Genomic DNA, 22962 nt, shown 5'->3' with positions numbered 1-22962 from the left:
CAGCCTAGGAGACCTGCCGAGGACACCAAGGAGGACCTAGGCTGCAGGTATGACCGGCACCCTGCACCTGGTCGGCGAGGCCGAGGCCGACCGCATCCTGACCGAGCACCCCTTCGCCCTGCTGACCGGCATGCTCCTGGACCAGCAGATCCCCATGGAGGTCGCCTTCGACGGCCCGCGCAAGATCGCCGAGCGGCTCGGCTCGGTGGACCCGAAGGCGATCGCCGACACCGACCCCGAGGAGTTCGTGGCGCTCTGCGCGACACCGCCCTCGGTGCACCGGTTCCCCAGGTCCATGGGCCAGCGGGTGCACGACCTCGCGACCGCCGTCGTCCGGGACTACGACGGCGACACCGCGGCGATCTGGTCCGACGGCGAGCCGGACGGGCGGGAGGTCCTGAAGCGGCTCAAGGCGCTGCCCGGCTTCGGCGACCAGAAGGCCCGCATCTTCCTCGCCCTCCTGGGCAAGCAGCGCGGCCTGACGGCCGAGGGCTGGCGCGACGCGGCGGGTGACTACGGCCGGGACGGCGTCCACATGTCCATCGCCGACGTCACCGGGATCGAGTCGCTGCAGCAGGTGCGCGCCTACAAGAGGGAGAAGAAGGCCGCCGCCAAGGCCGCTCAGGGGTGAGCGGCTCCCCGATCGAGCCGGACGCGGCCCTCGAGCCACCCGGCCGGGGGTCCGTGTGGTCCACCCCCGGCATGGTGGCGCTCGCGCTGCTCGCGACCGCCGGGTTCACCGGGTATGCCGCGCTGCTGCCCGTCGCGCCGCTGTGGGCGGTCTCGGGCGGCGCGGACAGCGGCGGGGCGGGGCTGGTCAACTTCGTGCTCCTGGGGACCACCGTGGCCACCCAGTTCGCGGTGCCGTGGGCGATCGGCCGGGCCGGCTGGGCATGGGTGCTCTCCCTCGGCATGGTCTTCCTCGGGGTGCCCTCGCTCCTGCACCTGCTGACCGCGGACCTCGGCCCGGTGCTGGCCCTGTCGGCGGTGCGCGGCGTGGGGTTCGGCATCCTCACGGTGGCCGCCAACGCCGCCGCGGTGCTGCTCGTCGAGCCGGCCCGCCGGGGCGCCGCGGTCGGGGCCTACTCCTTCGCGCTGTCACTGCCCCTGGTCGTCGTCATGCCGGTGGGCGGCTGGGTCGCCGACGCGGTCGGGTTCTGGCCGGTCTTCGTCGTCGGCGCCCTGCCGCTGGCCGGGATCCCCGCCTGCGTCGCGGTGGCCCGCCACCTGCCCGCACGCTCCACCCACGACGCCAGCCACCCCGAGGTGGCCGAGCCGACCACGTCGCGGGCCACCTACCTCGCCCTGCTGCGCCCGACGCTCGTCCTGCTCGCCATCACCTTCGCCGGGGGAGCCGTCATCACCTTCGCGCCCCAGATGGTGCAGGTGCCCTGGCTCTCCGCGGCCGGCCTGTTCGCCGTCGGGCTGCTCTCGGCGATCACCCGGTGGCAGGTCGGCGGGCTCGCCGACCGGGCCGGTGCGCAGCGGCTCCTCGTCCCCGCCGTCCTCGCGAGCGTGCTCGTCCTGGCGGCCCTCGCCTGGGTGGTGCGGACCCCCGTCGACGCGTCCCGCGCGGTCCCGTGGATCCTGGTGTGCGCCCTCGTCGGGGTCTGCTACGGCACCCTGCAGACCCTGACGATGCTGCGCGCCTTCGAGGCCGCCGGCCCGCGCCGGGTCGGTGCCGCCAGCGCGGTGTGGAACGCCGGCTTCGACACCGGCACCGCCACCGGCTCGCTCGTCGTCGGCTGGGTCGCCGTGGCCTCCGGCTTCGGGCCCGGCATGGCCCTGGCCGCCGTGCTCTGCCTGCTGACCGTGCCGCTGGCCCGGGTCGCCCCGCGTCGCTGACGCCGGGGGGTAGGGGTCGGGCCCCAGCGGGCCGTCAGGTCAGCGGGCGGTCAGGTCGACGACCACGGGGGCGTGGTCGGAGGCGCCCTTGCCCTTGCGCTCCTCGCGGTCGATGAACGCCCCCTCGACCCGCTCCGCCAGGGCCGGTGAGCCGAGGCAGAAGTCGATGCGCATGCCGCGCCGCTTGGGGAAGGCCAGCTGCGTGTAGTCCCAGTACGTGTAGGTCCCCGGGCCGGGCGTGTGCTCCCGGGTGACGTCGGCATACCCCGCCCCCTGGACCGCGGCGAAGGCCTCCCGCTCCGCCGGGCTGGTATGCGTCCTGCCCTCGTAGTACTCCACCGACCAGACGTCGTCGTCGGTCGGCGCGATGTTCCAGTCGCCCATGAGCGCGACCTGGGCGCTCGCGTCCTCCTCCAACCAGCCGCGACCGGCCTCCCGCAGCGCCCGCAGCCAGTCCAGCTTGTAGTCCAGGTGCGGGTCCTGCAGCGACCGGCCGTTCGGCACGTAGAGGCTCCACACCCGCACGCCGCCGCAGGTCGCCCCCAGCGCCCGCGCCTCGACCGCGGACTCGGCGCCCTCCGGTGCCCACGCGGGCTGGCCGGGGAACTCCGTGGCGACGTCGGCCAGCCCCACGCGGCTGACGACGGCGACGCCGTTCCACTGGTTCAGCCCGACGTGCGCCACCTCATACCCCGCCTGCTCGAACGGCAGCAACGGGAACTGGTCGTCTCGGCACTTGGTCTCCTGCAGGGCCAGCACGTCCACGTCGTGCCGCTCCAGGAAGGCGACCGCCCGGTCGACCCGGGTCCGGATGCTGTTGCAGTTCCACGTCGCGATACGCATCCAGCCAGCCTAGGCGTCGGACGCGGGTGGACCGGCCGTCCCTGGCCATCCGTCCGGCAGGTGGCGACGAATCCCCGACGACAGGAGATGCCGTCGCGGTGACAGGCTGGGTGTCTCGGACTCTCGACCGCAGGAAAGGTGGCCGCCATGGTCATGGGACTACCGGCGCATCCGCTGCTCGTCCACTTCGCCGTCGTGCTGCTGCTGCTCGCCGGCGGCGCCCAGCTGCTCGTCGTGCTGGTGCCGCGCTTCCGCCGCTGGCTGGGGTGGGGTATGCCGCTGCTCGCCGTCGTCGCCGGGGTCGTCACCAGGGTGACGCAGAGCTACGGCGACGCCCTGCTGCAGACGGTAGGCAGCAGCCAGATCCTGCAGGAGCACGGGGCGTGGGGGGTGCGTGCCGGTCTGGGCGGCATCGTCCTGGCCGTGCTGAGCGTCCTGCACTGGGTCGCGACGTCCCCGTGGGGGCGGTCACGGTGGGCGGCGCGCTGGCCGGACCGGGTCGGTGGGGTGCTCGGCGGACTGGCCGCCGCGGCCGCGCTCTGGGCGATCGTGGCCGTCACGCTGGCTGGCCACACCGGTGCCACCTCCGTCTGGGGCGGCTAGCGCCAGAATCCGCCGCGTCCGGCTGCTCCCCGACTCTCGGGGAGGGCTCCGTCGGACCCTCGCCCGAGCACCCGACTTGACGTGGCCGTTGCAATTGATAATGATTCCCATCATGCATAGACGACTGCTACCCATGACCGTGGCCACCTCCCTTCTGCTGGCGGGATGTGCCACGGAGTCCACGACGTCCGGTGCTGGCGGTGCGGAGCAGGAGGCCGACGCCGCCAGCACCGAGGACACCGGGTCCGAGGACACCCAGTCCGCGGACCCCGCCGAGACGACCTCCGCGGAGGAACCGGAGGACGACGAGGGCGAGTCCGAGGCGGCCCCCACCGTCGAGGCCAGCGGCCCGAGCCCGCGGCTGGCGGTGACCTACGACGGCGGCGTCATGGTGCTCGACGCCATGTCGCTCGAGGTCGAGGGGGAGATGAAGGCCGAGGGGTTCGTGCGGCTCAACCCGGCCGGTGGCGGTCGCCACCTCTTCCTCAGCGAGGGCGACGCGTTCCGGCTGCTCGACGCCGGGACGTGGAGCGAGCCGCACGGCAACCACCACCACAGCTACACCACCGCCCCGCAGCTGACCGACCTCACCGCCGACGGCTCCCACCCGGGCCACGTGGTCCGGCACGGGGGGGCGACCGCGCTGTACTTCGACGGAGCAGGCCGGATCGACATGCTCGACCCGGCGGAGCTGGACGCCAGCGCCGGCGAGCTGCCGGTCACCGAGAGCGTCGAGGTGCAGGACCCGCACCACGGTGTCGCGGTGCTCCTCGAGGACGGGTCGCTGCTGCAGACCGTCGGCACCGAGGACGAGCGCACCGGCGCCATGGTCACCGGCCCCGACGGCGAGCAGGTCGCCATGACCGACGAGTGCCCGGGCGTCCACGGCGAGACCGTGGCCGAGGGCGAGGCCGTCGTGCTCGGCTGCGAGGACGGCCCGGTCGTCTTCGCCGACGGCAGCTTCAGCAAGGTCGAGGCTCCCGACGACTACGCCCGGACGGGCAACGTCGCCGGCTCCGAGGAGTCGCACGTCGTCCTGGGCGACTACAAGGTGGACGAGGACGCCGAGCTGGAGCGCCCGGAGCGGGTCGCCCTCATCGACACCGACACGGCGCAGATGCAGCTGGTCGACCTCGGGACGTCCTACAGCTTCCGTTCCTTGGCTCGCGGACCGGAGGGTGAGGCCCTCGTCCTGGGCACCGACGGTGAGCTGCACGTCATCGACCCGGAGAGCGGGGAGATCACCGAGGAGATCCCCGTCGTGCAGGAGTGGGAGGAGCCGATGGAGTGGCAGCAGCCGCGGCCCACCCTCTTCACCATGGGGCAGTTCGCCTACGTCACGGAGCCGGCCTCCAGCGAGATCCACATCGTCGACCTGGCCACGATGGCCGTCATCGACTCGGCCACCGTGCCGCACGCGCCGAACGAGATCTCCGGCGTCACCGGCGACGTGGAGGCCGGGCACGCGGGCGAGGGCGAGGACCACGAGGGCGAGGACCACGAGGACCACGACCACGAGGGCGAGGACTCCTGATCAGGGACGCGTGATCTGACGCACGGCACGCAGGTATGCCGCGCGCGCGGCTGGGGCCGCCAGCGCCGCGAGGGCGTCGGGCACCCCGGCCACGGCATACCGCTGCTCCCACCGGAGCCGGGTGTCGGCGCCCGCCGGGCGCAGGGTGACCTCGATGCGTCCCGTGAGGAGTCGGCCCACCTTCTCGACGACGGCGTGGCGATGGGGCTCCCAGAGCCGGACGACCATCTCGTCGTCGATCTTGACGGGGCCCAGCCGGGTCCGGGCGACGAACCTCGCGCCCGGGGCGAGCGGTCCACCGAGGGTCGTGGTCAACGGGATCGCGGCCGTGTGCCGGTCGAGGTCCCACAGCCGCTCCCACACCTGCTCGGGCGCGCCGGGGACGAGCACGTCGAACCAGAACTCGGCCATGCGGCCAGCCTAGGCCACCCTCTCCTGCAGCGTGCGGTGCCTACGATGGGGCCATGAGCACACCGGCCCTGGGGGCGCACGTCGACCAGACCGACCCGATCGCGCAGGCGCAGGCCCGGCGGGCGCCGCTGGTGCAGTTCTTCCTCGGGGACCCGCAGGGCTACCAAGGACCCGAGATCCGGTATGCCGGCGGCGCCGCGGCGCTGCGCGCGGCCGCCGAGGAGGCCGGGGTCGACCTCTACGTCCACGCGCCCTACATCATCAACGTCGCCACCCTCAACAACCGCATCCGGATCCCGTCGCGCAAGCTGCTGCAGCAGCATCTCGACGCGGCGACGGAGATCGGCGCGAAGGGCCTCATCGTCCACGGGGGGCACGTCAACGCCAAGGACGACCCCGAGAAGGGCTTCGACAACTGGCGCAAGGCCGTGGAGTCCTTGACCTTCGGGGCGACGCCGCTGCTCATCGAGAACACCGCCGGGGGCGACAACGCCATGGCCCGGCACCTGGACCGCATCGCCCGCGTGTGGGAGGCGGTCGGCCGTGCGGAGGGCGCCGAGCACGTCGGTTTCTGCCTGGACACATGCCACGCCTGGGCGGGGGGCATCGAGCTGGACGGGGTCGTGGACCGGGTGCGCGCGATCACCGGACGGATCGACCTCGTGCACGTCAACGACTCCCGGGACGCCGCCGGCAGCGGCGCCGACCGGCACGCCAACCTCGGCGCCGGACAGGTCCCGCCGGACGAGCTGGCCGACGTCGTGCGGGCCGCCGGCGCACCCTCCCTGGTCGAGACCCCGGGCGGGGCCGACGAGCACCTCACTGACCTCGACTGGCTCCGCGAGCAGCTCTAGCGGGCGCTCGGCGTGGCTCGCGCCACTGGACGTGCCCGGCGACGACCTGCACGGCGCGGCGGGGGAGGCCCCGGCATACCCTGAGCCCATGGGAACAGCGCTGGTGACCGGAGCCTCGGCGGGACTGGGACGGGAGTTCGCCGCACAGCTCGCCGGGCGCGGGCACGACCTGGTGCTGGTGGCCCGGGACGGGGTGCGGCTCACCGCGGTCGCGGACGAGCTCATCGCGCGGCACGGGGTGGCCGTCGAGGTCCTGGCGGCCGACCTGTCCGACCGGGCGGCGCTGGGCCGTGTCGCCGAGCGGGTCGCCGACCGGGACCGCCCGGTGGACCTGCTGGTCAACAACGCCGGGTTCGGGAGCCGGCGCGGTTTCGTGCGCGGGGACCTCGCCGAGGAGGAGGCGGCCCTCGACCTCATGGTGCGTGCGGTCATGGTGCTCTCGCACGCGGCCGGAGGCGCCATGCGCGAGCGTCGCCGGGGTGCGATCCTCAACGTCTCCTCGGTCGCCTCCTTCGCGGTCATGGGCCACTACTCCGCGATCAAGTCCTACGTCACCGTCTTTTCCGAGGCGCTCGCCACCGAGCTCGCGCCCCACGGTGTCACCGTGACGGCGTTGTGCCCCGGCTTCGTGCACACCGAGTTCCACGACCGTGCCCGGATGAACATGTCGCGGCTGCCGGACGCCCTCTGGCTGGACGCCGCCGACGTCGTGCGGGCCGGTCTCGACGACGTCGCCCGCGGCACCGTGGTCTCGGTGCCGTCGGTGACCTACCGGTCCCTCGTCGGGTTCCTGCGGGTCGCGCCCCGCCGGCTGACCCGTGGGGTCGCCGGGTCCCTCGCCGCCCGCCGGCGCCCCCGCGACCCACGGGGATGACCCGCCGCAGCCGGTGGGCCGCCGCCCTCGCGGTGCTGCTCGCCTGCGGCGGGTCCCTGGTCTGGCAGGGCAGCCACCGGCAGGTCAGCCTGCACCAGGAGGCGGTGACCCGGGACGCCTGGGGGCGGCTGGTCGAGGTGGCCCCGGGGCGGTCGGCCGACGGGTGGCTCCCGCTGTCCTCGGACCCCGAGACGATGCCCCTCGAGGTCTCCGTGCTCTCCGCCCGCGAGGCCGGGCGACAGGCGTGGCTCGCCTCCGGGTGGCTCCCGGACCCCGCCGACCCGAGGGCAGGGATGGTGCGCACCGCGCTGGCCGACCTGCATACCCTCACCGCGCCCACCGGCACCGCGCCCGGCGCGGTCCTCGCCGGCGCGTCCCCGGCCTGGCAGTACGTCTGGCCCCGCGACGCGAGCTGTGTGGCGGTGGCGTTCGCCCGCACCGGGCACCAGCACGACGCCCTCCTGACCCTGCTCCTGCTGCAGGACCTGCAGGCCGACGACGGCTCGATGCAGGCCCGCTACGTGCCCGTGGGGGACGGCACGGTGCCGGACGACCGGGCGCCCCAGGAGGACGGGCCGGGGTGGGCGGTGTGGGCGGCCGCCGCGGTGATCGAGGAGGGTATGCCCTCGCCCCGGGGCGTCGGTGACACCGGGAGCGGGCGGGGTCCGGCCGGCCCGGCGGGAGCGGACGGGCAGCAGCAGGTGGCCGAGCTGCTCACCCCGCTCGTGGTGCGCTCGAGCGGGCGCCTCCTGGACCGGCTCGACCCGCGGACGGGGTTGCCCCGGCCCTCCCCGGACTACTGGGAGCGCCCGGAGGAGGAGGTCACGCTGGCCATCGCGGCGACCGCCCTCATGGGCCTGGAGGCGGCGGCCGACCTCCACGCCCGGGGGCTGGTGGGCGAGCAGGCGTGGCGCTCGGCCGGGGTCGACCCCGCCCTCCTGGCACCGGCGGCGGCCGACCTGCGGGCCCGGATCGGTGACGCCTTCGGGCCGCGCTTCCCGCGCCACGTCGGCGGGCGCCCGGACGCCGCGGTGACCCTGCTGCTCCCACCGTTCGTCGACGTGCCGGTCCCAGGGGCGGACGAGGCGCGGCTGCGCGCGCAGGAGGCCCAGCGGCGCCCGGCCGGCGGGGTGGCGCCCGGGGCCGGGTGGCGCAACGACGGCGTGTCCTGGACCCCGCAGACGGCGCTCCAGGCCGTCGCCGCGGCGCACAACGGCCGTCCGCAGGAGGCGGCCCGCTGGCTGGACTGGCTGGACGCCCACCGGACGGCGGCGGGAGCGCTGCCGGAGAAGGTGCTGCACGACGGTGACCCGGCGGCGGTGGCCCCGCTGGGCTGGACCGCAGCCCTCGTCCTCCTCGCCACGCGGGCCCCCGCGCCGTGACGGGCTTCGTGCCTTCCTCAGGACGTGTCGGCGCGCTGTCTCCGGACCAGAAGGGCGCGACTGCACCGGGTATGTCGTGGTGTCGCCCTGGCGGGCGACATGTCCGCTGCAGTCGCGCACCACCGGATGCGGGATCTGGCGCTGGCTAGGCTGGGCGCCATGACCCCACGCGACCACCTGCTCCGCCACATCACCGACCTGGCCGTGGTGCACGGCAGGGTGACGCTGTCCTCCGGCGCGGAGGCCGACTACTACGTCGACCTGCGCCGGGTCACCCTGCACGGGGAGGCCGCCCCGCTGGTGGGTGAGGTCATGCTCGACCTCGTCGACGACCTGGCGGTCGACGCCGTCGGGGGCCTGACGATGGGCGCGGACCCGGTGGCGACGGCGATGCTCCACGCCGCCGCGCACCGGGAGGGGCCGGCGCTGGACGCCTTCGTCGTCCGCAAGAGCGAGAAGGCCCACGGTCTGCAGCAGCGCATCGAGGGCCCGGCTCTCGCGGGCCGACGGGTCGTCGTCGTCGAGGACACGTCCACCACGGGCAGCTCGCCGCTGACGGCCGTCGAGGCGGTCCGTGAGGCCGGGGGCGAGGTGCTCGCCGTCGCGGTCATCGTCGACCGGGACAGCGGTGCGCGGGAGCGCATCGAGGAGCAGGGCGTCGAGTACCGCGCCGCTTACTCCCTGGGAGACCTCGGCCTCGCGGACTGAGCGACCCCCGTGGCCCCGTGGCCCAGCTGATGGCTGCGGCGGCCTCAGCGCCGGCGGCGGTCCCAGTGCGCGAAACCGGCGCCGCGGGCCGCGTCCTCGCTCTCGAACCACACCTCGGCCCGCACGCCCTCGTAGCTGGGCGAGTCCGGGGTGTGGAAGAGCATGGAGCCGGTGTTGCCCTTGACCGACCAGCCGGCCGGACCGGTGCCGTCCTCGAGCGGCTCGGCGGACCCGGCCCCGTAGATCGACTCGGCGAAGACCGGAGCAGCGACCTCGGCCTCCGACGGCGGCTCGTCGGCCACGGGCTCCTCGGTGACGGGCTCCTCGACGACCGGTTCGTCCGTCACGGGCTCCTCGGTGACGGGTTCGTCCGTCACGGGCTCCTCGGCGACGGGCTCCGGGGCGACGGGCGCCTCGCGCGTGGGCTCGGTCGGCGGGACGTCGGTGGGGGCGGTGTCCGGGGTGACCCAGGTCTCGTCCTGCCGCTGGTCGGTGCCCGGGGCCTCGGTGGAGGCGGTGTCGGGAGTCACCCACGTGTCGTCGTGCCGCTCGTCCGCGACCGTGGTCTCGGTCCTGGAGGCCTCCGGGGCGGCCCAGGTGTCGTCGGAGACGGGGGCGTCGGCGGGGGCGGTGTCCGGGGACTCCCACAGGTCGCCCTGGTGCTGGTCCACACCCGGGCTCGCCGCGCCGGCAGCACCGGCCGCGCCCGCGGCACCTGCGGCGCGCGCCGTGTCCGCGCCGTCCCAGGCGTCGTCCTGCGCCGACGGCTCGTCCTCGACGGACGCGGTCTCGTCGGTGAGCGGGGCCACCGACCCGTCACCGCCGGGGTAGACGTCGGCAGCCGAGCGAGAGTCCTCCCGCACCGAGCCGTCGTCGTCCAGGACGACGGCCTGCCCCTCCTCGGCACGGTAGGTCGTGGCGTCGTCCCCGACCGGGTACTCCTCGGCGGCGGCGGTGTCCTGCGAGGCGAGGACCTCCTCGGCGGTGAGCGGCTCGGCCGAGGGCTCCTGGGCGGCGGCCGGGTCGGTGAACTCGGGTGCCTCGGCCTCGCGCGGCGCCCCACCCTCCTGGACGTAGGTCGGCTCGTCGGTGACGTCCTGCTCGTCGACGGGAGGGTAGGCGTGCTCGGCAGACCCGGCCTGCTCGTCCACCGGCTGGTAGGTCTCCTCCAGCGAGCCGTCCTGCTCGTCGACCACGGGGGCCTGAGGCTGCTCGTGGGAGGCGTGCTGCTCGTCACGGACGGGGGCGGAGGTGTCCTCGACCACCGGCTGGGCCGGCTGCGCGTCGTACCGGGACTCGGTCGGCGCCACCTGACCGTCCTCCTCGCGGGCCGGCAGGTCCTCAGTCCCGTCGGGCTGCTGGTGGACCTCGCTGCCACCCACCGGCTCGGCCAGCGGCGCCGGTCCGGTCTGCCCGAGGGTCGTGACGGGGTCGCCCGGCTGGTCCGCGGACGGCCCGACGGCCCCCGCGCGCTCGCCGTCCCGGGTGTCCGTCGGAGAGCCGTCGCGGTCCTCGTGGCCAGCCAGCTCGTCGTGGTCGCGTGCGTCCAGGGCCGCATCGCCGTCGTCGCCGGGGCGGCGCAGCAGCCAGAAGACGACGATGCCGACGAGCAGCAGCAGCAGGATCAACAGGATCCAGGTGGTGGAGTCCATGGTGGTGCCTCCGTTCGGCGGCCCGGTGCGGCCGCATGTCGGTCGGTGGCGGGCTGGTGCCCGCGACCGACCCCACCGTAGTGCGAAACACGCAGGTCGGCCATGGCAGGCAGCCGCCGCGGTGCCACAATGCTGCGGGTGAGCGAGTCGACCGATCCCCCGGTGGGCGTCGGTCCCTGGGAGGGGCCGTGGCCGACCCTGGAGTCGGGCGACCTCCCCGCCCACCTCGACCCCCACCTGCTCGAGGCCGGTGACCGCCGCAACGTGCTGGACTGCTACCGCTACTGGCGGCACGAGGCCGTGGTCGCCGACCTCGACACCCGTCGGCACGGGTTCCACGTCGCCGTCGAGAACTGGGGGCACGACTTCAACATCGGCTCGGTCGTGCGCACCGCGAACGCCTTCAACGCGGCGGCGATCCACATCGTGGGCCGGCGTCGCTGGAACCGGCGCGGGGCCATGGTCACCGACCGCTACCTGCACGAGCACCACCACGCCGACGTCGCCGCCCTGCTGCGCTGGGCGGGGGACCGGCGCCTGCCCGTGCTCGGGGTGGACAACGTGCCGGGCTCGGTGCCGCTGGAGGGGTATGCCGTGCCCCGGGACTGCTCGCTCCTGCTCGGTCAGGAGGGCCCCGGGCTGAGTGCGGAGGCGGTCGCCGGGTGCGTGGACGTGGTGGCCATCACCCAGCACGGGTCCACCCGCTCGCTCAACGCCGGGGCGGCCGCCGCGATCGTCATGTACCACTGGGCGCTGCAGCACGCCGGCGACCTGACACCATGAGTGGATGCGCCGACACCTCTCCGCCGACCTGACCGCCACCGTGACCTCGCCGGTCGAGGCCACCCTCGGGGTGACCGTCGCCGAGCAGGTGACCCGGCACGACGAGTCCTTCTCCGTGACCCTGGACGGCCAGGAGGTCGAGGTCCAGGACGTCCTGGACGAGGCCTCCGGCACCCGGTGGCACGTCCTGCGGGACGTGGCACCGGGGGAGCTGCAGGTCAGCTACACCGCGACGGTGGGCGACGGCGGCGCCATCGCCGGGGTGAGCGCGCTGGACCGCATCCGCTACGTGCGTCCGAGCCGCTACGTCGACCTGGACCGGCTGGAGGCCGTGGCGCGGGCCGAGGTCGACGACGTGGCCGGTGAGCAAGGGGTCCTGGACGTGGCCAGCTGGGTGCACGACCACATCCGCTACGTCGTCGGCTCCTCGAGGGTCACCGACGGTGCCAGCGACACCTACCTCGCCCGCCGGGGCGTCTGCCGCGACTTCGCCCACCTGACGCTCGCGCTGCTGCGGGCGCGCGGCATACCGGCGCGGCTGGTCGCCTGCTACGCCCCGGGTCTCTCGCCGATGGACTTCCACGCGGTCGTGGAGGCCGCGCTCGAGGACCGGTGGGTCGTGGTCGACCCCACCCGCCTGGCCCCGCGGCCCTCCCTCGTGCGGATCAGCGGGGGTGCGGACGCCAGCGAGACGTCCTTCCTCACGGTGCACTCCGGCGGCCTGAGCTTCAACAGCCTGCAGGTCAGCGCTGTCGCCGACGGAGACCTCCCCGCCGACGACCACCTGAGCACCGTGACCATCGGCTGACCGCCCGGGTCAGGACCGCAGCGCGGTGAGCTCCACCTCGACGAACATCGAGCTGCTCTTGGTGCCGGTGTAGATGCCGCGCAGCGGCGGCACGTCGCCGTACTCCCGGCCGCGGGCCACCTCGACGTGACGTCCCCCGGGCTGGATGGCGTTGGTCGGGTCCATCCCGACCCACTCACCGTCCCACCAGCGGACCCAGGCGTGCGACTCCCCGGTGTAAGGGGTGCCGATCTCGGGCTCCCGGGCCGGCAGCAGGTAGCCGCTGACGTAGCAGGCGGGGATGCCGACCGCGCGGAGACAGCCGATGGTGAGGTTCGACATGTCCTGGCACACGCCGGAGCGGTTGGCCCACGCCTCGGACGCACGGGTGTGCACACCGGTCGAGCCGGAGACGTACTCCATCTCGTCGTGGATGAGCTCCACCACCTCGCGGGCGCACTCACCGGGGGTCCTGCTCCGGCCGGCGATCTCCTCGACCCGGGCCTTGAGCTCCGCGGGCGGCTCGACCATGGGTGAGGTGAGGAGGTACTCGCTGAGGTCGTCGAAGACCTCCGAGTCACGGACCTCCTCCCAGCTCAGTCCGTGCCCGGTGACCTCGGGGCGCTGCACGTCGACGGTGGCCGAGGCGGTGACCGCCATCCGCGGGTGCGGCTCGTGCACCTCGAACTGGGTCACCGTGGTGCCCCAGTAGTCGGTGTAGGTGTTGGTCCACGCCGTGGGCGAGATGTCGACCTTGGTATGCAGCACCGCCTGGTGCAGCGTCGACCGCGGCGACATCCGGGCCTCGTTGAAGGAGTGCGAGGCCATGCCGGCGTACTCGTAGCCGGTGCGGTGCACGATCCGGAGCAGCATCAGCGCACCCCCGCCCGCCACACGGACGCACCGGCGCCGTCGAAGTAGTGGTCGGACACCGCGTCGTTGACCGCGCTGCAGGTGCGCTGCAACCGGCTCATCCGCTCGGGCAGGTGGGCCATGGTCTCCTCCAAGGATCCGAACTCCAGCTCTGCACGGGCCCGGCCGAGGGCACGAAGCGCCTCGCCGGTCAGCCCGACCCGTCGGCCGCCGGTGGTGGCCTCGAGCGAGGCCAGCGCCTCCTCCGCGGCCTGCAGGGACACCAGCACCGACCGGGGGAACATCCGGTCCAGCAGCAGGAACTCCGCCGCCTGCGCGTCGGTCGCCGCGCCCCGGTAGGTGCGGATGAACGCGTGGTGCGCCCCGCAGGCGCGCAGCGTCTGCGTCCAGGCGTACGGACTGTCCGCGTTGTACGCCGCCGACTCGATGATCCGCGAGGTCATGTCCACCCGCTCCAGCGACCGGCCCAGCATCATGTACTGCCAGCCCTCGTCGTGGGTCATCGAGTTGTCGGCGATGCCGCCGACCACGGCGCAGCGCTCGCGCAGCAGCTGGCAGGCCCGGTTGGCCGGCACGTGCTGCAGCCGGTTGCCGCGCATCATGTTCCAGGTGGTGTTGATGGCCTCCCACATCTCCAGGGCCACCGTCTCCCGGGAGCGGCGGGCGCTCTCCCGGGCACCGTAGAAGGCGGCGACCATGGAGTGCATCGACGTCTCGTCCCAGCCGAGCAGCTGCAGGACGGTCTGGTGGTCGGGGCTGGCCTCGCCGTCGATGCCCATGACCCGCAGCAGGACCTCGCTGGTGGCCTCCTCGTCGACGACGGGGTCCTCCAGCAGCAGGGTGAGGTGCACCTCGAGCAGCCGGGAGGTGTCCTCGGCCCGCTCGAGGTAACGACCGATCCAGAAGAGCGACTCGGCGATCCGGCTCAGCACGGCATACCTCCTGCGGTCGGTCCCTGCTGTTGTTGCTGCTGCTCCTGCTCGGCCGGTTCGGCCTCGGAGCGCTTCAGCGCCACCTGCGGTGCCGAGCTGATCTGGACCTGGCGCTGGGCGCGGGGCTCGACGCGGGTGCGTCGACCGTCACCGGAGAGCACCCAGGTGTCCTTGGAGCCGCCGCCCCGGCTGGAGTTCACGATGAGCTCACCCTCACCGAGCGCGACCCGGGTGAGTCCGCCGGGCAGCACCCACACCTTCTCGCCGTCGTTGATCGCGAACGGGCGCAGGTCGACGTGCCGGGGACGCAGCCCCTCGTCGACCATCGTCGGCACCGTGGACAGCTGCACGACCGGCTGGGCGATCCAGCCGCGTGGCGAGGCGCTGACCGTCTCGCGCAGCTGGTCCAGCTCGGCCCTGCTCGCCTGGGGCCCGATGACGATGCCCTTGCCGCCGGAGCCGTCGACCGGCTTGAGCACGAGCTCGTCGAGCCGGTCCATGACCTCCTCGCGGTGGGTGGGGTCCTCCAGCCGCCAGGTGTCGACGTTGGGCAGGATCGGCTCCTCGCCCAGGTAGTACCGGATGATCTCGGGGACGTAGGAGTACATGAGCTTGTCGTCGGCGACCCCGTTGCCGACCGCGTTGGCGATCGTCACGTTCCCGGCCCGCGCCGCGTTGAGGACACCGGGGCACCCCAGCATCGAGTCGTTGCGGAAGGCCACCGGGTCCAGGAAGTCGTCGTCCACCCGGCGGTAGATGACGTGCACCGGCTGCAGGCCGTGGGTGGTGCGCATCATCACCCGGCCACCCTGGGTCACCAGGTCGCGGCCCTCCACCAGGCGGCACCCCATCAGCCGCGCCAGCAGCGAGTGCTCGAAGTAGGCCGAGTTGTAGGGCCCGGGGGTGAGCACCACCACCTCGGGGTCGAGGATCCCGGACGGCGCGGCGGCCCGCAGCGCACGCAGCAGGCGGCTGGGGTATGCCGCCACCGGCCGGATCCGGTGCGTCCCGACCACCTCGGGCAGGGTCGAGGTCATCGCTCTGCGGTTGGTGAGCACGTAGGAGACGCCGCTGGGGATCCGGACGTTGTCCTCGAGTACCCGGAAGGCGCCCTCGGCGTCCCGGATGAGGTCGATCCCCGAGACGTGCACGCGGACACCGTTGCCCGGCTGGATGTCGAAGGCCACCCGGTGGTAGTGGTTGCTGCTGGTCACGATGTGGCGGGGGATCACCTTGTCCGTGATGATCTGCATCGGTCCGTAGATGTCGGCGAGGAAGGCCTCCAGGGCCGTCACCCGCTGCGCGACACCCGCCTCCACGTGCGACCACGTGTCCGCCTCGATGACCCGGGGGACGATGTCCAGCGGGAAGGGCCGTTCCTCGCCCTCGAAGTCGAAGGTGACGCCCTGGTCGTGGTACGTCTTGCTGACGTACTCGCCGCGGTTGCGCACGTCCTCCAGCCCGATGTCGTCGAACTGTCCGGCGATCTGCTCGTAGCCGGCCCTGACGCCTCCGTCCGTGGTGACCGTCTCGTCATAGATGGACGGCGTGGTCGGATAGTCGGTGAACGCGCCAGTCATACCGCAACCCTAGAGGAGAGCACCCGGCCGTTGTGGAAGCATGGGTGAGGACCGGACGTCACCGTGTCCCGAGGAGGACCACCATGCCCATCGCCACCCCCGAGGTCTACGCCGACATGATCGACCGGGCCAAGGCCGGCAGCTTCGCCTACCCGGCCATCAACGTGAGCAGCAGCCAGACCTTCAACGCCGCCATCCAGGGGTTCGCGGAGGCCGGGTCGGACGGCATCATCCAGGTCTCGACCGGAGGCGCGGAGTACTGGTCCGGCCAAGGGGTCAAGGACATGGTGACCGGGGCGATGGCGTTCAGCGCCTTCGCCCACGAGGTGGCCAAGAAGTACGACGTCAACATCGCGCTGCACACCGACCACTGCCCCCAGGACAAGCTCGACGGCTTCGTCCGCCCGCTGCTGGCCGCGTCGGTCGAGCGGGTCAAGCAGGGCGGGCTGCCCTACTTCCAGTCGCACATGTGGGACGGTTCCGCGACCCCCCTGGAGGAGAACCTGCAGATCGCCGAGGAGCTCCTGGAGCAGTGCCGGCAGGCCAAGATCATCCTCGAGGTCGAGATCGGTGTCGTCGGCGGCGAGGAGGACGGTGTCGCCAACGAGATCAACGACCAGCTCTACACGACCCCCGAGGACGCGGTCGCCACGATCCAGGCCCTCGGCACGGGTGACCAGGGCCGCTACCTCACGGCCCTGACCTTCGGCAACGTCCACGGCGTCTACAAGCCGGGCAACGTCAAGCTGCGTCCGGAGATCCTGCAGACCGCCCAGGAGGCGGCCGCCACGGCGCTCGGCCGCGACGCCGAGAACCGCCCGTTCGACCTGGTGTTCCACGGCGGCTCCGGGTCCAGCGCGCAGGAGATCTCCGACGCGGTCGACTACGGCGTCGTCAAGATGAACATCGACACGGACACGCAGTACGCCTTCACCCGCCCGGTCGCCGGCTTCATGCTCAGCAACTACGACGGGGTGCTCAAGGTGGACGGCGAGGTCGGCAACAAGAAGCAGTACGACCCGCGGTCCTGGGGCAAGGTCGCCGAGGCCGCCATGTCGGCCCGGGTCGTCGAGGCCTGCGAGAACCTCCGCTCCGCCGGGACGCACCAGTGAGCGGCGGCGTCGGGTCGGCCGACCTGCTGGGAATCCCGCCGACCGAGCTGCCCGAGGACCCCGCGGACCGGGCGCTCGCCGAGGGGGACCCGCGGACGGTCGCCGCGGCATACCCGAGCTCGTGCCTGGCCTGGGCGATGCTGGCCGAGGACGCCCTGCACGAGGGGGACGACGTGTCTGCCTACGCCTTCGCGCGGACCGGTTACCACCGGGGGCTGGACCAGCTGCGCCGGGCCGGGTGGCGCGGGCAGGGACCGGTGCCCTGGGAGCACGAGCCCAACCGGGGCTTCCTGCGGGCACTGGCGTCGCTCGCCGCGGCGGCGGGCCGCATCGGTGAGACCGAGGAGCAGCACCGGTGCACGGAGTTCCTGCGGGCGTCCTCGGCGACGGCAGCGCGCGAGCTCGGCTGCTGAGCCGAGGGGGTTGCGGACGGCGCCCGGGTCCGTGACCGCCCCGGGTGCCGCCCGCTCCCCATGAGTCGGATCGATCGCGTCCCCTGACGTGCGGTCCGACCAGCACATCCAAGCACGCTCGCGCGCGTGGGACTGTCCGCTGGCTGCCAGTGGCTCTATCCTGCCAAAGATGAATGCTCAACCACAGACGGTCGGGCTGTCGGCGGATGCCGAGCAGCTCTACCGCCACGTCCTGCGCTCTGCCCCCGCGACCCTGGCCCGGCACGCCGAGGCGCTCGGCTGGCAGGTCCGCCACGCCCAGCGCGTCATGGCGGACCTGGAGCGCCTGCGTCTCGCGCGGCGGGTCTCCGACGACCTGGTGAAGGTGGACGACCCCCGGGCCGGCGTGGGCCGGCTGCTGGACACGGAGGAGGCGGATCTCGACGAGCGGCGACGACAGCTGCTCAGCCTCCGGGGGGCCCTGGAGAGCTTCGAGTCCGACTACCGCCGCGGCCTGCAGCTCTCCGGCCCGCGGGTGCCCCCCTGGGAACAGGTGGCGCCCTCCGAGGCGGCGTCGGTGGTCGAGCATCTCTCCCGGACCTCGCGCGGACCGATCGTCCAGGTCACCACCCAGGTCGGCACGGTCGGCACGGGGCCGGCGCACGACGAGGGTGTCCGGCGTCGGTGGGAGGAGGCGGCGGGCAGCGGGCGCGAGCTGCGCGCGATCTTCCCGCTGTCGGTGCTGACCGACCCGCAGTGGCACTCCGTCGCCCAGCAGCGGGCGCGGTCGGCGGAGCAGCAGCGCTACCTCGCCGACGACGCGATCGGGGTGGAGTTCGGCATCTTCGGGCGCTCGGGGGTGATGCTGAAGGAGGCGGGTGAGGACGCCGACTACCTGCTGCTGCGCCCCCCTGCCATCATCGACGCCTTCACCACCCTCTTCGACGAGCTCTGGCGGCGGGCGGAACCGTTGCTCTCCCGGGACGCCTCGGCCCAGGACGTCAAGCTTCTCGAGCTGCTCTCCCTCGGCTTCAAGGACGAGGCGATCGCGCGGCAGATGGGCCTGGGGCTGCGCACCGTGCGGCGCCGGATCGCCGCCCTGATGGAGGAGCACGGATCGGACACCCGCTTCCAGCTGGGGCTGGCCGTCAGCCGGCGTGGGCTCGTCGACTGAGTCGTGGTCGGGGCGGGGCCCGGACGTCGATAGAGTGAGGCGTCAGCGGCCCCGAGAGGAAGGCATCCAGCCATGCCAGCGATCGTCCTGATCGGCACCCAGTGGGGTGACGAGGGAAAGGGCAAGGCGACCGACCTGCTGGGCTCCGACATCGACTACGTCGTGAAGTTCAACGGGGGCAACAACGCCGGCCACACGGTGGTCATCGGGGACCAGAAGTACGCCCTGCACCTGCTGCCGAGCGGGATCCTGTCGCCAGGCTGCACCCCGGTCATCGGCAACGGCGTCGTCGTGGACCTGGGCGTGCTCATCGAGGAGCTGGACGCGCTGGAGGTGCGGGGCATCGACACCTCGCTGCTGCGCATCAGCGCGAGCGCTCACGTCATCCCGCCCTACAACCGGGTGCTCGACAAGGTGACCGAGCGCTTCCTGGGCCAGCGGCGCATCGGCACCACCGGTCGCGGCATCGGCCCCACCTACGCCGACAAGATGAGCCGGGTCGGCATCCGCGTGCAGGACCTCTACGACGAGTCCATCCTGCGGCAGAAGGTCGAGGCGGCCCTCGAGGTCAAGAACCAGATGCTGCTCAAGATCTACAACCGGCGCGCCGTCGAGGTCGACGAGGTCCTGGACGAGCTGCTCCGGCACGCCGAGCGCATCCGCCCCATGGTGACCGACACCGTCCTCGAGCTCGGGCAGGCGCTCGACGAGGGCCGCACCGTCCTCTTCGAGGCGGGGCAGGCCACCCTGCTCGACGTGGACCACGGCACCTACCCCTTCGTCACGTCGTCCAACGCCACCGCCGGTGGCGCCTGCACCGGGTCGGGTGTGCCCCCCACCAGGATCGACCGCGTGGTCGGGGTGTTCAAGGCCTACACGACGCGGGTCGGCGAGGGGCCGTTCCCCACCGAGCTCGAGGACGAGCACGGGGACCACCTGCGCACGGTGGGGGCGGAGTTCGGGACGACGACGGGTCGGCCACGCCGGTGCGGCTGGGCGGACGTCGTCATCGGGCGCTACGCCCGCCGCGTCAACGGGCTGACCGACATCGTGCTGACCAAGCTCGACGTCCTCACCGGCCTCGACACCATCCCCGTCTGCGTCGCCTACGACGTGCAGGGTGAGCGCGTCGAGGAGATGCCGGTGAACCAGTCCGACGTCCACCACGCGCGCCCGGTCTACGAGGAGCTTCCCGGCTGGAGCGAGGACATCACCGGCGCCCGGGAGTTCGACGACCTCCCCGAGGCCGCACAGCGCTACGTCGAGCGTCTGGAGGAGCTCATCGGCACCCGGATCTCGGTCATCGGCATCGGGCCCGGGCGGGACGAGGTCATCGTGCGGCACGACCTGCTGGGCCGCGACCTCGGCTGACCCGCCGGTCGCACGACCCGTCCCCCGGGGCGGGTCCTCCAACCCCCGGGCGGGTCCTCCGGCCCCCTGGTCCGACCCGGGAGGGCGCGCAGCGGCGAGGGTTACGCTGACCTCCATGGACGTCACCGTGGCCACCACCTTCGACGCGCCACGGCCGCTGGTAGCCGCGATCGCCGGTGACCCGGACCAGGCGTTGCGGTGGTACGCCAACATCAGGTCGGTCCGCTGGCAGGGGCCGGCCGAGGTGGTCGAGGGGGCCCGCGTCGACTTCGTCGCCCGCTTCCTCGGGCGGCAGCTGGCCTACACCTACGTCATCGTCGACCTGGTGCCCCAGGAGCGGATGGTCATGCGCACCGACGACGGGCCGTTCCCGATGGAGACGACCTACTGCTGGTGGGACGAGGAACCGGGCGAGGGGGGACGCCCGCGCACCGGGATGAGCGTGCGCAACGCCGGCCGACCCTCGGCGATGACCACGCTCGCCTCGGGCGCGGTGACCCTCGGGATGAAGCGGGCCATGCGGCGCGACCTGGAACGGCTGCGCCTCGTGCTGCGCGAGGAGCAGGACGCGCAGGACGCGCCGGACGCGCCGTAGGGCCGCAGCGGACCCGCGGTCGCGCCTCCGATGAGGCCATGGCGTCTGCGCGGTCCCATCACCGACCTGACCATGGACGAGAACGAGGTGTGCCCGTGCCGGACCGGACGACGACGAGGGACATGTGGGCGGCGGTGCACGCGGAGCGTGCGGCGTTGGCCGACCAACTGAGCACGCTCGACGACGAGCAGTGGGCAGCGCCGAGCCTGTGCGGCCGCTGGAGCGTGCGCGAGGTGGTCGCCCACCTGACCGCCGCGGCCAGCGTGGGCCGGGTGCGCTGGCTGCTCAGTGTGCTGGGCGCCCGGTTCGACTTCGACCTGCACAACCAGCGCCGTCTCGCCGAGCACCTCGGGGACACCGGGCAGGGGACGCTGGCCGGTTTCCGGGAGGTCGTCACGAGCACCATCGCCGCCTCCGGCCACACGTCGGCGTGGCTGGGGGAGGTCGTGGTGCACGGCCAGGACATCCGCCGTCCGCTCGGACTGCCTGTCACGACGCCACCAGAGCGCGCGGAGAAGGTGGCGCGCTTCTTCGCGTCCCGCGACTTCACCGTGCCCAGCCGCACCACCTGCGAGGGGTTGCGGCTCCGGGCGGACGACAGTGGTCTGGATGTCGGGACGGGCCCCGATGTCGTCGGCCCCACCGTTGCGCTCACCTTGGTGCTGGCTGGTCGAGCAGCATTCCTCGAGGACCTCACCGGCCCGGGCGTCGCGATCCTGGCCGACCGTATCGGGACGTAGTCGACGGCCGCTGCCCACCGGTCGGCGCTCGGGTGCGCATGTCCACCGCGCGTCTGGTGCGGACCTACCGCGTCCGGTGCGGTTCAGGCCGGCAGCGCGCGGGTGAGGCGGGGCAGCGCGCGTTCCACCGGGCCCGGCAGAGCTGTCCCGAAGGGCTCCACCACGACGGGGGCGCCGGCCCGCGTCGGCCGACGCCAGGTGCCGACGGCCCGCCCGGCCTGCACGACCGTGGCCCGGAACACCCCGTTGCCCCCCGGGACGACCGCCGCCTCCTCCTCCCGGGTGACGACCGCCCGGCGGTCGCCGTAGCCCAGCATCAGCTCGTCGAAGCCCGGCAGCAGCAGCGGGGCGGCGGTGGAGCGGCGCACGTCGGCATACCGTTGCACGACCTCGGGGTCGACCCAGTGCTCGACCCCGTCGACGTCGAGGACCTCCAGCTCCTCGCGCGCGGGGCCCAGGACCGGCGCGAGGTCGCGCTTGAGCAGCTTGGTCCACCAGCGGAAGTCGGCCGCCGGCACGGGGCCGTGGCTGCGGGCGTAGCGGACGAACCACTCGAGGACGGCCGCCTCGGGCTCGGGGGCGCGGGAGGAGGTGATCCACTCCTCGACGAGGACGAACCGCTGAGCACGCCCCTCGGTCGGTCCCAGGCAGATCACCCCGCGCAAGGCGAGGTGGAAGAGCGAGTGGTAGCCGCGACCGGCGCCGGCGGGGTGCCCGGCCTCTTCCCAGGCCTCCACCAGCGCTGCGCGGGTCAGCCCTCCCCCCGCCAGCGCGGTGCGGGCGACGGCCTCGGCCCGGTCCAGCGCGGAGTCGTCCAGGCCGAGCTCCTCGCGCCGTCGGGTCGTCTCTCGCAGGATCTTGGTCGCGGTGAGGCCGAGCATCCACCCGAGGTCCTCCGCCGGCACGACGAAGAGCGTGCCGCGCATGGGCCAGCTGCGCACGACCTCCGCGGCGTCGTAGGCCTCGCGGACCTCGGCGAGGCGCCGGGACCGGGTCCGCAACGCGATCGAGGTCGTGGACCCGGGGTAGTCCTGGCCCTGCACGCAGGTGAGGTGACGAACCACCTCGCCAGGGGTGGCGAGCGGCTCGACCAGGCGCTGCGAGAGCAGTCGCATCCGGGCGACGTCGTCCGGTGTCCAGCGACGTGGGCTCACGGTCGCTGCCCGTCCTGGCCGTCCGACATCGGTCGGTTTGGCGCCTGTCCGTCCGTCGCCTGTCCGTCCGCCGCCTGTCCGTCCGTCGCCTGTCCGTCCGTCGCCTGTCCGTCCGCCGCCCGCTCGGCCGCGGCGGCGGCCCGCGTCAGCCACCCGGGCGTGGCGCCGTAACGCTGCGGCGGCACGAGGCGCCCCGCTGCGCAGTCCTCCACGAGCTGCTGCATCCGGCTCGCCCGGGTGGCCTCGCGCTTCGCGCTGGTCACCCAGCCGGTCACCGTCCTGCGGTAGCTCGGGGTCGCGGCCTCCCAGAACGCCCACGCTGCGGGGTCGGCTTGTAGCGCCGCCTCCTGCGCGGCGTCGAAGGCGTCCGGGGGCCGCTCGAAGGAGTAGACGGCCGTGCGCTCCGCGGTCCGTGCCTCGAAGGCGGCGATCCCGGCCGGCCGCATCCGGCCCTGCTCCAGCAGGCGCTCGACGTGCGCCACGTTGACCGCGCTCCAGATGCTGCCCCGCCGACGCGGGGTCCACCGCTGGCGGCGGCTGTCGGCGTCGATCCGCTGGCTCACCGAGTCGATCCACCCGAAGCACAGCGCCTCCGGCACCGCCTGCGCCCAGGTCAGGCCCTGCGGGTCGACGTGCCGCTTGTGCAGCCCCATCCACAGCTCCTCCGCGCTGTCGTGGTGCTCCTCGAGCCAGGCGCGGAAGTCCTCGGGCCCGTCGAAGAACACCGCCGGACGCTCCGGAGTGCCGCCCGGCCTCGCCGCCA

General features: G+C 73.4%; 24 protein-coding genes. 16 read left to right on the top strand and 8 right to left on the bottom strand.

What is annotated here, in order from left to right:
• The first annotated feature begins 49 nt into the window (after window positions 1-49).
• Window positions 50-631, top strand: coding sequence for an HhH-GPD-type base excision DNA repair protein (locus Q0795_RS07445; protein ID WP_298888422.1), 582 nt, complete (start codon window positions 50-52; stop codon window positions 629-631).
• Window positions 628-1845 carry an MFS transporter gene (locus Q0795_RS07440; RefSeq protein ID WP_298888420.1) on the top strand — a complete coding sequence of 406 codons (1218 nt, stop codon included), beginning with the start codon at window positions 628-630 and terminating at the stop codon, window positions 1843-1845. The genes Q0795_RS07445 and Q0795_RS07440 overlap by 4 nt, the downstream gene beginning before the upstream one ends.
• A gap of 39 nt (window positions 1846-1884) precedes the next feature.
• Here Q0795_RS07440 and Q0795_RS07435 read toward each other — a convergent pair whose 3' ends face one another.
• On the bottom strand, window positions 1885-2688 hold the full coding sequence (locus Q0795_RS07435; RefSeq protein ID WP_298888419.1) for an exodeoxyribonuclease III: 804 nt from the start codon (window positions 2686-2688) through the stop codon (window positions 1885-1887).
• A gap of 147 nt (window positions 2689-2835) precedes the next feature.
• Here Q0795_RS07435 and Q0795_RS07430 point away from each other — a divergent pair, with 147 nt between their 5' ends.
• A complete protein-coding gene (locus Q0795_RS07430) occupies window positions 2836-3291 on the top strand; it encodes a DUF2231 domain-containing protein (protein ID WP_298888417.1) in 456 nt (151 codons plus the stop codon).
• Window positions 3292-3424: 133 nt separating this feature from the next.
• The gene (gene aztD / locus Q0795_RS07425) at window positions 3425-4825 is read left to right on the top strand and encodes a zinc metallochaperone AztD (protein ID WP_298888415.1); all 1401 of its coding nucleotides are present in this window, start codon (window positions 3425-3427) and stop codon (window positions 4823-4825) included.
• Here the strand turns inward: aztD and Q0795_RS07420 are convergent, their stop codons facing one another.
• Complete coding sequence (locus Q0795_RS07420) at window positions 4826-5236, bottom strand: SRPBCC family protein (protein WP_298888413.1); 411 nt, start codon at window positions 5234-5236, stop codon at window positions 4826-4828.
• A gap of 53 nt (window positions 5237-5289) precedes the next feature.
• Between Q0795_RS07420 and Q0795_RS07415 the strand changes: the two genes are divergently transcribed.
• The 4 genes from Q0795_RS07415 to pyrE all read left to right on the top strand — a co-directional run bounded on the left by Q0795_RS07415 (window position 5290) and on the right by pyrE (window position 9054).
• Window positions 5290-6090 (top strand): deoxyribonuclease IV, encoded by an 801-nt coding sequence (locus Q0795_RS07415; RefSeq protein WP_298888411.1) that lies wholly within the window; start codon window positions 5290-5292, stop codon window positions 6088-6090.
• A gap of 88 nt (window positions 6091-6178) precedes the next feature.
• Window positions 6179-6964, top strand: a complete 786-nt coding sequence (locus Q0795_RS07410; protein WP_298888410.1) for an SDR family oxidoreductase — start codon at window positions 6179-6181, stop codon at window positions 6962-6964.
• Entirely contained in the window at window positions 6961-8346 is a 1386-nt protein-coding gene (locus tag Q0795_RS07405; protein WP_298888408.1) for a glycoside hydrolase family 15, read from the top strand. The genes Q0795_RS07410 and Q0795_RS07405 overlap by 4 nt, the downstream gene beginning before the upstream one ends.
• Window positions 8347-8505: 159 nt before the next feature.
• On the top strand, window positions 8506-9054 hold the full coding sequence (gene pyrE / locus Q0795_RS07400) for an orotate phosphoribosyltransferase (protein ID WP_298888406.1): 549 nt from the start codon (window positions 8506-8508) through the stop codon (window positions 9052-9054).
• Window positions 9055-9098: 44 nt separating this feature from the next.
• On the opposite strand, the gene Q0795_RS07395 is transcribed toward pyrE, so the two are convergent.
• The gene (locus tag Q0795_RS07395; RefSeq protein WP_298888405.1) at window positions 9099-10706 is read right to left on the bottom strand and encodes a hypothetical protein; all 1608 of its coding nucleotides are present in this window, start codon (window positions 10704-10706) and stop codon (window positions 9099-9101) included.
• A gap of 138 nt (window positions 10707-10844) precedes the next feature.
• Here Q0795_RS07395 and Q0795_RS07390 point away from each other — a divergent pair, with 138 nt between their 5' ends.
• On the top strand, window positions 10845-11489 hold the full coding sequence (locus Q0795_RS07390) for an RNA methyltransferase (protein WP_298888404.1): 645 nt from the start codon (window positions 10845-10847) through the stop codon (window positions 11487-11489).
• Between the two features lie 4 nt (window positions 11490-11493).
• Window positions 11494-12297 carry a transglutaminase family protein gene (locus tag Q0795_RS07385; protein WP_298888402.1) on the top strand — a complete coding sequence of 268 codons (804 nt, stop codon included), beginning with the start codon at window positions 11494-11496 and terminating at the stop codon, window positions 12295-12297.
• A gap of 9 nt (window positions 12298-12306) precedes the next feature.
• On the opposite strand, the gene Q0795_RS07380 is transcribed toward Q0795_RS07385, so the two are convergent.
• The 3 genes from Q0795_RS07380 to Q0795_RS07370 are packed head-to-tail and all read right to left on the bottom strand — an operon-like array spanning window position 12307 to window position 15661.
• Entirely contained in the window at window positions 12307-13149 is an 843-nt protein-coding gene (locus Q0795_RS07380) for a transglutaminase family protein (protein ID WP_298888400.1), read from the bottom strand.
• Complete coding sequence (locus Q0795_RS07375) at window positions 13149-14081, bottom strand: alpha-E domain-containing protein (protein WP_298888398.1); 933 nt, start codon at window positions 14079-14081, stop codon at window positions 13149-13151. Before Q0795_RS07375 ends, Q0795_RS07380 begins: the two co-directional genes overlap by 1 nt.
• Entirely contained in the window at window positions 14075-15661 is a 1587-nt protein-coding gene (locus Q0795_RS07370; RefSeq protein WP_298888396.1) for a circularly permuted type 2 ATP-grasp protein, read from the bottom strand. The genes Q0795_RS07375 and Q0795_RS07370 overlap by 7 nt, the downstream gene beginning before the upstream one ends.
• Before the next feature lie 83 nt (window positions 15662-15744).
• On the opposite strand from Q0795_RS07370, the gene fbaA reads away from it, so the two are divergent.
• The 6 genes from fbaA to Q0795_RS07340 all read left to right on the top strand — a co-directional run bounded on the left by fbaA (window position 15745) and on the right by Q0795_RS07340 (window position 21045).
• The gene (fbaA, locus tag Q0795_RS07365) at window positions 15745-16773 is read left to right on the top strand and encodes a class II fructose-bisphosphate aldolase (protein WP_298888394.1); all 1029 of its coding nucleotides are present in this window, start codon (window positions 15745-15747) and stop codon (window positions 16771-16773) included.
• On the top strand, window positions 16770-17186 hold the full coding sequence (locus tag Q0795_RS07360; RefSeq protein WP_298888393.1) for a DUF3151 domain-containing protein: 417 nt from the start codon (window positions 16770-16772) through the stop codon (window positions 17184-17186). The genes fbaA and Q0795_RS07360 overlap by 4 nt, the downstream gene beginning before the upstream one ends.
• Window positions 17187-17355: 169 nt before the next feature.
• On the top strand, window positions 17356-18339 hold the full coding sequence (locus Q0795_RS07355) for a hypothetical protein (RefSeq protein WP_298888391.1): 984 nt from the start codon (window positions 17356-17358) through the stop codon (window positions 18337-18339).
• A 72-nt stretch (window positions 18340-18411) separates the two neighbouring features.
• Window positions 18412-19710 carry an adenylosuccinate synthase gene (locus tag Q0795_RS07350; protein ID WP_298888389.1) on the top strand — a complete coding sequence of 433 codons (1299 nt, stop codon included), beginning with the start codon at window positions 18412-18414 and terminating at the stop codon, window positions 19708-19710.
• 115 nt (window positions 19711-19825) lie between these two features.
• Window positions 19826-20305: an SRPBCC family protein gene (locus tag Q0795_RS07345; RefSeq protein ID WP_298888387.1), complete on the top strand. Its 480-nt coding sequence runs from the start codon at window positions 19826-19828 to the stop codon at window positions 20303-20305.
• Between the two features lie 89 nt (window positions 20306-20394).
• Entirely contained in the window at window positions 20395-21045 is a 651-nt protein-coding gene (locus Q0795_RS07340; protein WP_298888386.1) for a maleylpyruvate isomerase family mycothiol-dependent enzyme, read from the top strand.
• 83 nt (window positions 21046-21128) lie between these two features.
• On the opposite strand, the gene Q0795_RS07335 is transcribed toward Q0795_RS07340, so the two are convergent.
• Window positions 21129-22199 (bottom strand): winged helix DNA-binding domain-containing protein, encoded by a 1071-nt coding sequence (locus Q0795_RS07335; protein ID WP_298888384.1) that lies wholly within the window; start codon window positions 22197-22199, stop codon window positions 21129-21131.
• Window positions 22196-22924, bottom strand: a complete 729-nt coding sequence (locus tag Q0795_RS07330; protein WP_298888382.1) for a YdeI family protein — start codon at window positions 22922-22924, stop codon at window positions 22196-22198. Before Q0795_RS07330 ends, Q0795_RS07335 begins: the two co-directional genes overlap by 4 nt.
• Between the last annotated feature and the right edge of the window lie 38 nt (window positions 22925-22962).

This window comes from uncultured Serinicoccus sp. (genome assembly GCF_947487915.1).
Lineage (GTDB): Bacteria > Actinomycetota > Actinomycetes > Actinomycetales > Dermatophilaceae > Ornithinicoccus.
The sequence above is the reverse complement of the archived record's forward strand: the minus strand, read 5'-3'. Positions and strand labels throughout refer to the sequence as shown.